Origin of the sequence: Gordonia sp. (in: high G+C Gram-positive bacteria) (genome assembly GCF_047600565.1) — a bacterium.
In the GTDB taxonomy this organism is placed as follows: domain Bacteria; phylum Actinomycetota; class Actinomycetes; order Mycobacteriales; family Mycobacteriaceae; genus Gordonia.
Genome location: NZ_JASGKN010000001.1, coordinates 2573620 through 2586999, shown reverse-complemented (window position 1 = coordinate 2586999; position 13380 = coordinate 2573620). Strand labels below are relative to the sequence as shown.

The 13380-nt window shown below is 67.8% G+C and carries 13 protein-coding genes and 1 pseudogene; 9 read left to right on the top strand and 5 right to left on the bottom strand.

Going from position 1 to position 13380, the window contains the following annotated elements; all coding sequences use genetic code 11:
• Positions 1 to 62: 62 nt before the first annotated feature.
• Complete coding sequence (locus QM774_RS12550; protein ID WP_414976192.1) at positions 63 to 572, top strand: hypothetical protein; 510 nt, start codon at positions 63 to 65, stop codon at positions 570 to 572.
• A gap of 87 nt (positions 573 to 659) precedes the next feature.
• Here the strand turns inward: QM774_RS12550 and groL are convergent.
• Positions 660 to 2283, bottom strand: a pseudogene (gene groL, locus QM774_RS12545) (chaperonin GroEL).
• Positions 2284 to 2670: 387 nt separating this feature from the next.
• Here groL and QM774_RS12540 point away from each other — a divergent pair.
• Positions 2671 to 3141 carry a hypothetical protein gene (locus QM774_RS12540; RefSeq protein ID WP_414976191.1) on the top strand — a complete coding sequence of 157 codons (471 nt, stop codon included), beginning with the start codon at positions 2671 to 2673 and terminating at the stop codon, positions 3139 to 3141.
• Between the two features lie 131 nt (positions 3142 to 3272).
• Positions 3273 to 3911, top strand: coding sequence for an LpqN/LpqT family lipoprotein (locus QM774_RS12535; RefSeq protein ID WP_414976190.1), 639 nt, complete (start codon positions 3273 to 3275; stop codon positions 3909 to 3911).
• An 8-nt stretch (positions 3912 to 3919) separates the two neighbouring features.
• Here QM774_RS12535 and QM774_RS12530 read toward each other — a convergent pair whose 3' ends face one another.
• Positions 3920 to 5338: an amidase gene (locus QM774_RS12530; protein WP_414976189.1), complete on the bottom strand. Its 1419-nt coding sequence runs from the start codon at positions 5336 to 5338 to the stop codon at positions 3920 to 3922.
• Positions 5339 to 5427: 89 nt separating this feature from the next.
• On the opposite strand from QM774_RS12530, the gene QM774_RS12525 reads away from it, so the two are divergent.
• Genes QM774_RS12525 through QM774_RS12500 form a run of 6 tightly spaced genes read left to right on the top strand, consistent with a single transcriptional unit; the run spans position 5428 to position 10377 of the window.
• On the top strand, positions 5428 to 6600 hold the full coding sequence (locus QM774_RS12525; protein ID WP_414976188.1) for an acyl-CoA dehydrogenase family protein: 1173 nt from the start codon (positions 5428 to 5430) through the stop codon (positions 6598 to 6600).
• A 12-nt stretch (positions 6601 to 6612) separates the two neighbouring features.
• Positions 6613 to 7728: an acyl-CoA dehydrogenase family protein gene (locus QM774_RS12520; protein WP_414976187.1), complete on the top strand. Its 1116-nt coding sequence runs from the start codon at positions 6613 to 6615 to the stop codon at positions 7726 to 7728.
• A 22-nt stretch (positions 7729 to 7750) separates the two neighbouring features.
• Positions 7751 to 8203: a DUF350 domain-containing protein gene (locus QM774_RS12515; RefSeq protein ID WP_414976186.1), complete on the top strand. Its 453-nt coding sequence runs from the start codon at positions 7751 to 7753 to the stop codon at positions 8201 to 8203.
• Between the two features lie 40 nt (positions 8204 to 8243).
• Positions 8244 to 8702, top strand: coding sequence for an SRPBCC family protein (locus QM774_RS12510; protein ID WP_414976185.1), 459 nt, complete (start codon positions 8244 to 8246; stop codon positions 8700 to 8702).
• A 2-nt stretch (positions 8703 to 8704) separates the two neighbouring features.
• Positions 8705 to 9415: a phosphatidylserine decarboxylase gene (locus QM774_RS12505; RefSeq protein ID WP_414976184.1), complete on the top strand. Its 711-nt coding sequence runs from the start codon at positions 8705 to 8707 to the stop codon at positions 9413 to 9415.
• A complete protein-coding gene (locus tag QM774_RS12500; protein ID WP_414976183.1) occupies positions 9412 to 10377 on the top strand; it encodes a CDP-alcohol phosphatidyltransferase family protein in 966 nt (321 codons plus the stop codon). Before QM774_RS12505 ends, QM774_RS12500 begins: the two co-directional genes overlap by 4 nt.
• Before the next feature lie 26 nt (positions 10378 to 10403).
• Here the strand turns inward: QM774_RS12500 and QM774_RS12495 are convergent, their stop codons facing one another.
• From QM774_RS12495 to QM774_RS12485, 3 genes are all read right to left on the bottom strand, one after another.
• Positions 10404 to 11921 (bottom strand): DUF222 domain-containing protein, encoded by a 1518-nt coding sequence (locus tag QM774_RS12495; RefSeq protein ID WP_414976182.1) that lies wholly within the window; start codon positions 11919 to 11921, stop codon positions 10404 to 10406.
• Between the two features lie 209 nt (positions 11922 to 12130).
• Positions 12131 to 12571 (bottom strand): hypothetical protein, encoded by a 441-nt coding sequence (locus tag QM774_RS12490; RefSeq protein WP_414976181.1) that lies wholly within the window; start codon positions 12569 to 12571, stop codon positions 12131 to 12133.
• A 372-nt stretch (positions 12572 to 12943) separates the two neighbouring features.
• Positions 12944 to 13375, bottom strand: a complete 432-nt coding sequence (locus QM774_RS12485; RefSeq protein ID WP_414976180.1) for a hypothetical protein — start codon at positions 13373 to 13375, stop codon at positions 12944 to 12946.
• Between the last annotated feature and the right edge of the window lie 5 nt (positions 13376 to 13380).

The following is a 13380-nucleotide window of genomic DNA, read 5'->3' as shown; positions in this document are numbered from 1 at the left end:
GGCGGACGGCTCGAGGATGAACTCCTCAGCACGGCGACCGCCGGCACCACGAGGAGAACGCCATGACCATCACCATCCGCGCAGCCGTCTGCGCCGCCGCACTCACGACCGCCGCACTGCTCGCCGGTTGCGACAACACCAGCACCCCGGCCGGGAGGTCGTCGACCGTGCCGTCGTCCAGCGAGATCGCTCCCGGGGCGGGCCAGTCCAGCACAGGTCAGGATCCGACCGGGAACAGCCAGGTCGGCGGATCGTCCGGGAACAGCGGCGCGGTGAGCGATGCGCCGAACGGCGCCGCAGGGTCGGGATCGGGAACGGGCGGTTCGGGAACGGGATCGGGATCCGGCTCCGGGTCCGGGTCCGGGTCCGGGTCGATCGGCGGACAGGTGGTCGGACCGCCCGACGGGAACGCGACCACCCTCTGCAATACCCATCCCGAACTGTGCACACAGCCCCAGCAGCAGGGCAGCGGATCCGGCAAGCTCGGCGGCCAGATCGTCGGTCCCGGCAACGGGAACGCGACGACCATCTGCGCCACCCACCCGGAGCTGTGCACCAAGCCCAACCCGTAGACGACCGGACGACCGAGGCCGGTCACCCTCGGGGTGACCGGCCTCGGTCGTCGTACTGGTCGACGACCAGTGTGGGATCTGATCAGATCAGAAGCCCATACCGCCCATCTCGTCGCCACCCGGCATGGCCGGAGCGGCCGGCTCGGGCTTGTCGGCGACGACGGCCTCGGTGGTGAGGAACAGGGCCGCGATCGACGCAGCGTTCTGCAGCGCCGAGCGGGTGACCTTCACCGGGTCGTTGATGCCGGCCTTCAGCAGGTCCTCGTACTCGCCGGTCGCGGCGTTCAGGCCGGTGCCCTTCTTCGAGTGGAGGATCTTGTCGGCGACGACGCCCGGCTCCAGGCCGGCGTTGACGGCGATCTGCTTGGCCGGAGCCGACAGAGCGACCTTGACGATCTGGGCGCCGGTGGCCTCGTCACCGTCGAGCTTCAGCCCGTCGATGATCGGCTCCTCCTGCAGGAGGGCGACACCGCCGCCGGGGACGATGCCCTCCTCGACGGCAGCCTTGGCGTTGCGGACGGCGTCCTCGATGCGGTGCTTGCGCTCCTTGAGCTCGACCTCGGTGGCGGCACCGGCCTTGATGACGGCCACGCCGCCGGCCAGCTTCGCCAGACGCTCCTGCAGCTTCTCACGGTCGTAGTCGGAGTCGCTGTTCTCGATCTCGCCGCGGATCTGGGCCACCCGGCCGGCGATCTGCTCGGCGTCGCCGGCACCGTCGACGATGGTGGTCTCGTCCTTGGTGACGACCACCTTGCGGGCGGTACCGAGCGACTCGAGACCGGCGGTCTCCAGGCTCAGGCCGATCTCCTCGGAGATGACCTCGCCACCGGTGAGGATGGCGATGTCGGCGAGCATGGCCTTGCGACGGTCACCGAAGCCCGGAGCCTTGACGGCGACGGACTTGAAGGTGCCGCGCAGCTTGTTCACGACCAGGGTCGACAGGGCTTCGCCCTCGACGTCCTCGGCGATGATCAGCAGCGGCTTGCCCGACTGGATGACCTTCTCCAGCAGCGGCAGCAGGTCCTTGACGGTCGAGATCTTGCTCGAGACGAGCAGGATGTACGGATCCTCGAGGACGGCTTCCTGGCGGTCGGCGTCGGTGACGAAGTAGCCCGAGATGTAGCCCTTGTCGAAGCGCATGCCCTCGGTCAGCTCCAGCTGAAGGCCGAAGGTGTTCGACTCCTCAACGGTGATGACGCCTTCCTTGCCGACCTTGTCCATGGCCTCGGCGATGAGCTCGCCGATGGCCGGGTCGCCGGCCGAGATACCGGCGGTCTGAGCGATCTGCTCCTTGGTCTCGACCTCCTTGGCGCTCTTCAGCAGCGACTCGGTGACCGCGTCGACGGCCTTCTCGAATGCCCCGCTTGAGACCCATCGGGTTCGCGCCGGCGGCGACGTTGCGGAGGCCCTCACGGACCAGCGCCTGCGCCAGGACGGTAGCGGTGGTGGTGCCGTCGCCCGCGACGTCGTCGGTCTTCTTGGCGACCTCCTTGACGAGCTCGGCGCCGATCTTCTCGTAGGGATCCTCGAGCTCGATCTCCTTGGCGATGGAGACACCGTCGTTGGTGATGGTGGGGGCGCCCCACTTCTTCTCCAGGACGACGTTGCGACCCTTCGGTCCCAGCGTGACCTTGACCGTGTCGGCGAGGGTGTTCAGACCCCGCTCCAGGCCACGGCGGGCCTCTTCGTCGAATGCGATCTGCTTGGCCATTGGTAAGTGATCCTCCGGTGGGGGTGACACTAAGTTCTGCTGGTCGGACTCGGTGCCCGCGACGGACGACCGGGGTGTCTGTTGGACCGGCCTCACCGTCCCGACCTGGCACTCACACGCCGCGAGTGCCAAAGTCCGTTTTAGCACTCGCCCCCTGAGAGTGCAAGGTCGTCGGATCCGCTCGCAGAGAACGCTCGACCAGCGCACGGGGCATCCCGCACACCGATGACCGGACACCCGAAACGGCGGACGTGAGTGCAACACAGGACACAAATCGGCTCATTCCTACCGAACCGGGCCTGACCGGCGCTAACATCCTCGCGTCCCCGGCAACAGCCGGGGGAACGACCGTGAAACCCGGCCAATCGACGACGAGGAGTCGCCCGCATGACCGCACCCGCCAAGTACACCCTCAACCAGATCGACCTCGGCGCCCTGATCGCCGGCGTCGTCGCCGTGATCTTCTCCTTCTTCCCGAGCTTCATCCGCGCGAAGGAGACCGAGGAGCTCGTCGGCAAGTACAAGGACGTCGAGCACCTCTCGAACGCCTGGTTCAGCTACGCCACCTGGGGCATGATCCTGGTCATCCTGGCCACCGTCGTGGTCGCCCTGATCGCGTTCGCCCCGCACGCACTGCCGACCACCATCCCGTGGCGTCCGATCGCCGCCGTGTCCGGCATCCTCGGTGCCGTGCTGCTGATCATCCGCGCCTTCACCCTGCACCAGCACGAGAAGATCCAGGGCGTCGTGGACCTGAAGATCGGTCTCGGCTGGTCCGGCTGGATCACCGTGATCGCCGCGATCCTGGTCGCCGTCCTGGTCTCGCTGGGCGTCGCCCGCACCACCAAGAAGGTCTAGTCACCCGCTGACACCGCCGGAGCCGTCCATCCCGATCGGGGTGGACGGCTCCGTCGCATCCACGCCCCGGTTCGAAGCCCTCCCCGCCGAATCGCGGGTCATCGGCGTTCGGTCCTGATTAACCTCACCTCATGACCGCTGATCACCGCTTCCTGAGGCTCTCGAAGGGCACCGCCGTCGCCGGACTCGTGGCGGCGACCGCCCTGCTCGCCGGCTGCTCCGCCGACCGGCCGGTCCCGAACGACACGGCCATGCCGGTCCACGAGGGCTGCACCTCCTACGACGGCCGGTTCGCCACCGCGGATGCCGGCAACGGTCTGACCGTCAGCCTCCCGCAGCCGCAGGGCTGGGAACGAGTAAGCGACAAGGAGTCCGCGGCCACCCCGATCGTGCTGGAGAACCAGGCGGACGCCACCGCCGCGTTCACTCCGAGCGCGACCGTCAGCGTCGGGCAGGCGACCGGCAGCCTCGAGGAGATCCGTGACTCGGAGGAACGCCGTCTCCGCGAGCAGGTCAGCCTGGACACCTCGACGGGGCAGAAGACCGAGGTCTGCGGCTTCGCCGCCTACACCGTGGACACCGACACCGCCGACGCCCCGGGCGTGCCCGCACACCCGTACCTCGACCGGATCGTCATCATCCCGGACGCCGGCCAGACCGGGCAGTCCACCACCGTCACACTGGCGGTGCAGACCGTGGCCACCGACGGCGACGAGATCGACTCGGATACGGCCACCATGCTCGACAAGGTGCAGATCGCCAAAAAGTAGGCCGGACGTCAGGCGGCCGGAGCGTCCTGGATCCGGGCGAACGGCTGTGCGGCCTCGAGTTCGTACGACACCTCGAGGATGGTGCGTTCGGCGCCGAGGTCGCCGGCCAGCTGCATGCCGAGGGGCAGTCCGTTCTTGTCGGTGCCCACCGGCAACGAGATCGCCGGGGTACCGGTCGAGTTGTTGGCCGGCGTGAAGGTCACGTAGCGGATCAGCCGGCCGAAGATCTCGTCGAAGTCGCCGCCCGGATCCAGGTAGCCGATCTCCGGGGTGCTGTGGCCGAGCGTCGGCAGCAGCACCAGATCGTGATGGTCGAACAGGGTGCGGAACTTCGCGGTCGCCCGTTTGAGACCGATGATCGACGTCGGGGCCTTCCAGAAGCCGCGCGCGAACTTGCGGGACAGGCCCCGCGTGAACGGATCGAGCTTCGAGCGATCGAAGCCGGGGCCGATGGTGCGCTTGCCCAGGTGGTCGATCGACCACGCCAGCAGCGCCCAGTACTCGGTGAACTGGTCGACGTACGACCGTTCGATCGGCATCGGCACCGTCTCCACGCGGTGCCCCAGCGTCTCCAGCAGTTCCGCCGTCTCGTGCAGGACACGGTTGGTGTCGGCGTCGAGAAGCCCACCGGTCAACGGCGCGGTGATCATGGCGATCCGCAGCCGCCGATCGCCCGGGCCCTCGACCAGACCGACCGGCGGCAGATCCTTCACCGCGCGCTGCCGTTCCAGGTCGGCCAGGAAGTGCGCCTGGTCGCGCACCGACCGCGACACGATCCCGTTGCTCACCAGATCGATCGGCGCATCCTTCATCTCCAAGGCCTGCGCCACACGCCCCCGCGTCGGCTTCAGCCCGACCAGACCGCAGGCCGCCGCCGGGATACGAATGGATCCGCCGCCGTCGTTCGCGTGCGCGATCGGCACCACGCCGGCGGCGACCAGCGCCGACGACCCGCCCGACGACGCCCCGCACGAGTAGTCGGTGTTCCACGGATTGCGGGTCGGCGGACGGTCGACGAACTCGGTGGTGGCGGTCAGACCGAACGCGGGCAGCGTCGACGCGCCCAGCAGGTTCACCCCGGTGCCCAGCAGTTCACCGGTGAACGGCTCGTCCTTGTCGGCCGGGCGCAGCGCGACCGCCGCCGACCCGTGACCGGTCGGAATGCCGGTGAGGTCGGTGTTGTTCTTGATGAACGACGGCACCCCGGCGAACGCGCCGGTGAAACCGCCCTGCCCGGCGCGGGCCAGACCGCGTTCCCGGTCGTCGTAGGCGACGGCCGACAAATGCTCCTCGACCGCGTCCAGGCGTGCCAGCGCCGCCTCCGCGGCCTCGGTGGCCGACACCTCACCCGAGGCGATCGCCTGCGCCACCCCCGTTCCGTCGAGGTCGCCGAGGGCGTCGGAGGAGAAGGCGTGCACATGTCTCATGCGGCACACCGTACCGATCACCCCTTCGGGTGCGGGCGTTTTCCACGGCGCTGTTCCGTGCCGTCGGCGAGGGGCGTAGGAATGGAGGCATGCAACTTTCCTTCACTGGCGAAGAAGAGGCTTTCCGCGACGAGATGCGGAAGATCTTCACCACCGAGATCCCCGAGGACATCCGCAAGCGCGCCGCCATCGGCGAGACGAAGTACCCCGACGACATCGTCGAGATGACGCGGATCCTGAACAAGAACGGGGTGGCCGTACCGAACTGGCCGACCGAGTGGGGCGGCAAGGACTGGACGCCGGTGCAGCACCACATCTGGCGTGAAGAGATGTCGGCGGCCCACCTGCCCGAACTGCTGCCCTTCAACATGGGCATGGTCGGTCCGGTGATCGCCCAGTTCGGCAACCAGGAGCAGAAGGAACGGTTCCTGCCGAAGACCGCCAACATGGACATCTGGTGGTGCCAGGGCTTCTCCGAGCCGGAGGCCGGCTCGGATCTCGCCTCGCTGAAGACCCGCGCGGTGCGCGACGGCGACCACTACATCGTCAACGGCCAGAAGACCTGGACCACGCTGGGCCAGTACGCCGACTGGATCTTCTGCCTCGTGCGCACCGACCCGGACGTCAAGAAGCAGGCCGGCATCAGCTTCCTGCTGTTCCCGATCGACACCCCCGGCGTCGAGATGCGCCCGATCCAGTTGATCGACGGCTCGTTCGAGGTGAACGAGGTGTTCTTCAACGACGTGAAGGTGCCGGTGGAGAACCTCGTCGGCGAAGAGAACCAGGGCTGGACCATCGCGAAGTTCCTGCTCGGCAACGAGCGCAGCGGCATCGCCCGCATCGGCCACACCAAGAACTGGTTGTCGGACGCCAAGCGGCTGGCGGCACAGGTGCCGGGTCCCGGCGGCAAGCCGATGCTCGACGACCCGGTGTTCGCCGCACGACTGGCCGGACTGGAGAACGAGCTCCTCGCTCTCGAGATGACGCAGTTGCGGGTGGTCGCCTCGTCGGCCGACGGCAAACCCAATCCGGCGTCGTCGCTGCTGAAGCTGCGCGGTTCCGAACTCCAGCAGGAGGCGCTCGAGCTCCTGATGGATCTGGCGGGACCCGATTCGATTCCGGCGCCCACCGGAAGCGGAGACGAGGACGACTGGGCCGGCAAGACCACCCCCGAATACCTCAACTACCGCAAGGTGACGATCTACGGCGGCTCCTCGGAAGTGCAGCGCCAGATCATCGACAAAGCGGTTCTCGGACTCTAAGGAACACGACTCATGGACTTCGAACTCTCCGACGAACAGGCGATGCTGCGCGACACCGTGCACGATCTCCTCACCCGCAAGTACGACATCGAAACGCTGCGCTCGACGATCGACACCGATCCCGGCTGGAGCAGTGACGTGTGGAAGCAGCTGGCCGACATCGGCATCCTGGGACTGGTCTTCGATGAGGCGGACGGCGGCGCCGGCGCCGGTGACGAGGAACTCGCCGCGGTGATGACCGAGATCGGTTCGGCACTGGCCCCCGAGCCGTTCCTGGACTCGGTGGTGGTGCCGGGTCTGCTCGCCACCTACGCCGGCATGGCCGACGACGCCCGCCAGGAGTTCGTCGGCGGCCTCGCGTCCGGCGAGAAGCTGTCGGCGTTCGCTCACCACGAGGCCGGCGACCGCTGGCCGGACTACGCCGTCGCCACGACCGCCGGTGACGGCGCGGTGACCGGCGTGAAGACGCTCGTGGGTCACGGCGACTGCGCCGACAGCTTCGTCGTCTCCGCACGTGAGGGCAACGATGTCGGCCTCTATCTGGTGGATGCGAAGGCCGACGGCGTGACCGTCAGCCCGTACCGCACCAACGATGGACGTCGTGGCGCCCGCGTCGAGTTCGCCGGCGCCCCCGGCACCCGGATCGGCTCCGGCGATGCGTCGAAGACCATCGAGCACGTCGACGTCGTCACCCAGGCCGCCCTGTGCGCCGAGGCGGTCGGTGCGATGAGCCGCGCCCTGGACATGACCGTGGAGTACCTCAAGACGCGCAAGCAGTTCGGGGTTCCGCTGGCCACCTTCCAGGCGCTCACCCATCGGGCCGCGAACATGTACGCGCAGCTCGAGCTGGCACGCAGCATGAGCGTGTACGCGACCGCCGCCCTGTCCGGCGGCACCGTGGACCCGATCATCGCGTCGCGTGCCAAGCTGCAGGTGTGCCGCGGTTCGCGCCTGGTCGGCCAGGAGGCCATCCAGATGCACGGCGGTATCGGGGTGACCGCCGAGTACCCGGTGGCGCACTATGTGGCGCGGCTGACGGCCATCGCCCGCACGCTCGGCGACGCCGACGCGCATCTCGCGAACCTGTCCTCGCACGTCAGTGATTGGGACATGGTCACCGTCGGATGACCTTCACCGTTACAGTGATCCCATGGAACCTGTGACAATCCTCCGCGAGAACCTCGGCGCGATGACCTCCTACGGTCTGCTGGGCGTCGCTCTGCTGCTCATCGGCTTCGGCGGTCTCGAGATCGTGACCCAGGGCAGCCTCCGCAACAAGATCTGGCGGGACGGTCACCGCGGTGCCACCGTGCTCTCGGTGACCTTCCTGCTGGGTCTGGCCATCGCGGTGGCGGCGTCCATCGCCGTCAGCACCGGTCTCGACCAGCTGTGGCGGGGTGTCCTGTGGACCTTCATCTACGGCGTGGTGACCATCGCGATGATGATGTTCTCGTTCGTGGTGATCGACGCCCTGACCCCCGGTCCGCTGGGTTCGATCCTGCTCGACGACGAGGACGGCGCCGGCGTCCCGCCCGCGGTGTGGGTGAGCTCGGTGGTCTTCCTCGCGATCGGCGCCTTCGTCGCCGCCTCGCTGTACCTCTGAGCCGCTTCACCGGCATCCCGACCTCCCCAGGAGCATCCTCATGGCAACCGAACTCATCGAAGAGTCCATCGACATCGACGCCTCGCCGCAGAAGGTGTGGTCGATCGTCTCCGACCTGCGCACCATGGGTGAGCGCAGCCCGCAGTGCAAGAAGATGTTCATCTTCGGCGGCGACGTGAAGCAGGGCACCCGCACCCTGAACATCAACCGTCGCGGCCCGCTGGTGTGGCCGACGAACTGCAAGGTGGTGGCGTTCACGCCGAACCAGGAGATCGCCTGGAAGATCGTCGAGAACGGCACCGTCTGGGCGTACAAGATCACCCCGAAGGGCGACGGCGTCACCCTCACCGAGTCGCGGACCGCGGCCAACGGTGAGACCAGCAAGATCTCGTCGTTCCTCGTCGACCGCGCGTTCGGCGGCAACGACAACTTCGAGGTCGAGCTGCATGCCGGCATGCGCGAGACCCTCGGCAAGATCAAGCGCTCCGCCGAGAGCTGAGGGTGGCCCGCCGCCCTGCCCAGCCGGGTGACCGCGACGGCGTCGCGCATCTGCTGGACTTGATCTCCGACACCGTTCCGCCGGTCCATCCCAAGGGACTGCCGTTCGTCGCCGGCCCGGCCGTCGCCGCTCTGGCGACCCGTCGTCGTCGCTGGCTGTCGCGCCCGCTGTTCGCCTTGGCCGGTGCGTCCGCGTTCTTCTTCCGTCATCCGTCGCGTGTTCCGCCGACGGGCGCCGGACTGGTGGTGGCGCCTGCCGACGGCACCGTCGCCCTGGTCGACGAGGCCGTTCCGCCTGCCGAACTCGGTCTCGGCGAGGCGCCGCTGCCGCGGATCAGCACGTTCCTGTCGGTGTTCGACGTCCACGTGCAGCGTGTGCCGATCGCCGGCCGCGTGCAGGCGGTGACGCACACTCCCGGCAAGTTCCTGTCCGCCGATCTCCCGGAGGCCAGCAGCGAGAACGAGCGCACCGCGATGACGATCGCCACCGACGCCGGACCGTCCGTCGGCGTCGTCCAGATCGCCGGCCTGATCGCGCGCCGCATCGTGTGCGATCCGGTGCCGGGCGACCGGCTGACCGTCGGTGACACCTACGGCCTGATCCGTTTCGGTTCGCGCGTCGACGTCTATCTGCCGGCCGGCACCGCCCCGCGAGTGTCCGTCGGACAGCGCACGGTCGGCGCCGAGACGGTGCTGGCGGAGCTGGCGCGATGAGTCCGGGCGTCACCCGGCGTCGCCGTCCGGTCCGGCGCCCCCGGATCGCCGGTCGCGGACGCAACCGCCCGGTGTCGACGGATGCGCCGACCCGTTCGGGCCGCGTCTTCGTGCCGTCGGCGATGACCATCCTCGCCCTGTGTGCCAGCCTGACCGCTGTCCGCTCGGGCTATCAGGGGCACATCGATCTGGCGCTGATCCTGTTGGTGACGGCCGCCGTGCTCGACGGCCTCGACGGCCGGATCGCCCGGTTGATGGGCGCCACCAGCAAGATCGGCGCCGAACTGGATTCACTGGCCGACGCCGTCAACTTCGGTGTCGCTCCCGCCCTGCTCACCTATGGGATCCTGCTGCGCGAATCGACGGGAACCGGGCAGGACTTCGGCTGGCTGATGGTGCTGGTGTACTGCTCGGCGATCATTCTTCGGCTGGCGCGCTTCAACACGCTGCTCGACGACGACACCAAACCGGGCTACACCCGCGACTTCTTCGTCGGCGTCCCCGCGCCTGCGGCCGCGGTCATGGCGCTGTTGCCGATCGGCCTGCGTCAGCAGTTCGGTGACGGCTGGTGGACCAACCCGTGGGCCATCGGCGGCTGGCTGCTGTTCGTCGCGCTGCTCGCCGTGAGCCGGGTGCCGACCTTGTCGTTCAAGTCGGCCAAGCTGCGTCCCCGCCACCTGGCCGGCGGCCTGATCGTGGTGGCGGTGGCGGCCGCGCTGCTCTTCACGTTCCCGTACTGGCTGATGATCATCCTGGTGGCCGGCTACCTGATCCACATCCCGGTGGCCTGGTACCTGCAGCGCTGGGTGTCGTCGCGTCCGGAGCATTGGGATTCGGCGCCGCGCGATCGCCGTCAGCAGCGCCGCGACGACCGTCGCGCCGAGGTCGCCGTGGGCGCCCGCCGCCGAGTGATCCCCATCCGGAAGTCGTCTGCCCGGCTGGGACTGCGCCGGCCGTCGTAGACAGGACTGATCCCCGCACGGTCCCGTCAGACAGTGTCGCCGAATCGCGCCTGGAGCTTCTTCTCGATTCCGGACCAGGTGTCGGGGTCGTCGGTCGCCGTGGTGGCGGGCGGGGCGTGGGCCCCTTGCTCGAGGACGAGTTCGGGGTGGTGCGTCGGGTTGAGTCTCCAACTGTCGCGGTGACCGGTCACTCGCCAGAGCATGCGGCCGGCGGATCGGCCCTTGTCGGCGATGGCCGTCTCCCATTGCCCGGGTTGATCACCGACCGCCCGGTTGTGGCGCCCGCAGGCGCAGCCCAGATCGTCGACATCGGTGTTCCCACCCTTGGCCCAGTCGTGGTTGTGATGGATCTCGGACCGGTTGAAGGGGGCGTCGCATCCGGGATGGGTGCAGCCGCGGTCCCGGCCGAATAGGGCGAGGCGCTGCGATTTGGTCGCCAGTCGCTTCCCTCGGCCCTGGTACAGGATTTCGCGGGTGTGCCTCCGGAACACGGTCAGGTGCGGGGTCATCCCGGCGGCCATGGTGATCAGGTCGGCGATCGGCACCAGGCGGCCTGACCCGGTCAAGGCGACGCCGGCGTACGCGGCCAGGTCCTGGTCCCGCACGGTGATCACGAGTTCTCCGCCGAGGCTCGTCGATCCCGGGTTGCGATGCGTGCGCAGGAAACGCTGCATCGCCAGGAATGCGTCGTGGTTGCGTTGCTCGGGGGTTCGCAGGTCGCGTTCTTTCGCCGCTGCGAGGACCGCCGGGTCGAGGCCGGGCTGATCGACTGCTCCGTCCGGGGAGTCGGGGTCGTCGGGGTTGTTCATTCCGGGCGCCGCCCACATGTCGAGGTTGAGCCCGAGCAGTTCCGCGGTTTCCGGGGTGAGGTCTCCGCCGATTCGGGTCATCAGTTGAGAGTCCTGGACGCCCAGGCGGAGGCTGCGGCGGCGCTGACGGTCCCGGTCGTCGGACAGGGCTCCGTCGGGATCGAGGTGCGCGAGGATCCGGACGGCGGCCTGAGCGAGCTTGTTCGGCGGCAGCACACGTCCGTACTCGACCAGGTCGGCCTCGACCCGGCCTCGCAGGTCCGCATCGAAGCGCGCGGGAACCTTGTCCATGGTCTCGGCGATCACCTTCACGTGCGCATCGCCCAACGCCCCCTCGGCGACGGCGCCGGCCGTGACCGGCAGGTCGGGATCGAGGGCTTCACCGGTCAGACCGGTGCGCGGCGCGAGTGCCATCACCAGTTCTGCGCGAGCCTTCGCCGCCCCGGGGCCGAGCCGCTGGCCGATCGCGTAATAGGTTTTCGGGCTCTTGTATCCGCCGATGTCGTTGACGCCGCGATCGTTGACTTCCATGAACTGACGGGCGCACACGTAGTCGAGCTGCCGGCGCGCCTTCTCGGTGGCCTCGACGATCTGATCGATCTCGTCGACCGGCACCGCGGACATCCGGTCGGCCGTGGCCACCATCGTGTCCAGCAGGGCACCCAGCATCCGGACCTGTTCCGCAGGCTCATCGGGCACCACGGCATCCGGCACAACGCCGACCGTTTCAGTCATCCGAATCACCCCCTCACCAGGTCGTTCTTATACGCACCATTTTATCGAGGGGGTCCGACAAAAATGCTGATGAGCTCATCGCTCCATGGCGTCAACGGGCCCGGCCGATCGCGGCCGGGGGCCACGCCATCGTCAGGCGGTGTTCTTGCGCTCGGTGAGGACGTCCGGGGTCACGCTGACTCGACCCGGCGTAGCGACGACCACGTTGCTCAGTACGGCCTTGTTTCCGGCATCCTCCATACCTTCTCCATTTCATCTGTCAGTTGCGTGTACCTGTTCACGCGGATTATCAGGTCTCGGTCCGTGACCTGGCGGTCACGGAAGATCCAGCCGGCAGGTGACTTGCCACGAGTCGGGATCGTCGGGTCGAACTCAACAACCTGTCCAAGATCTAGCTCGCCGTATAGCCAAGGAAGTAACATTCCTGCTTCAGCCGATAGCTCGTCTGGATCCTGTAAGTCCATCCAAACGATGTGGTCCTTCAGCGCCCGGCCCAGCTTGGACTGCCGGTGAGCCGTCTTCGCTTCAGGCCATGGCCAGTACAGGCGCAGTGATTCACGACGAGGGCTCACCTTCGCGTGCTGCTTCAGGATCCAGGAGATGTACGCCCTAGTCACTCCGTACTTCTCCGCGATCTGAGACTGGTTCATACCTTTACCCTTCAGATCCTCGATGTCCGAGATCGTCAGGAGCGGTTGTCCTCCTCGCGGCATAGCTTCATCCCTTCCAGTGCGGCACGATCCAAAGACCGTGCCTCAGCGTTACAACCGCGCCGGGGTCATACCTTTGTGCGCGGTGCCTGTTAGCGGCCTCCCTGACTTTACACCTTATGTAGCCATTACTTGGCTTGACAGCGTTGAGCGGACCCGGCCCTTCGAGACCGAGATTCAGCCCTCGCCGATACGGGCGTTTGCGACGTCCACCGCGTCGACGTCCCAGTGTGCTGCGAGCGTCGGGGCGGGTTCTTCGGTGAGGAGCGTGCTCATCCGGCCCCAATGACGAGCTCGGTCTGATGCGCTCGGCTAGAGCATGTTGACCGAATAGATGATCGACGTGGTGGCCGCTGCTGCGGTCGCCGAGACCCCGACGTTCACCCAATAGGTCTTGCGATCGTCTTCCTTGTACAGCAGCACCGAATGCTCCTGTGGGTTCTCGGTGCGGCTCGACTCGGTGTACCCGGCGTCGGTGAGCGCCTTGACCGCGTTCTGGTAGGCGTTGCCGTCGGCACCCTGGGCCTGCACCGTCACCGACCAGGTCGGTGACGAACCGTCCGCGGACAGGACTGCCCCGTCGATCAACGGAACCTGCTGCGAAGGGAAGTCCTTGGGCAGCGGCACCCCGCCGCGCCCGGCGTCCTTGTCGCCGGCACAGGCGACGGCGCCGGCCAGCACCAGCGCGCCCATGAGCAGCGACAGCAGCAGTTTGGAGATCGGGAGTCGACCGAGTGAACCCATGAGGC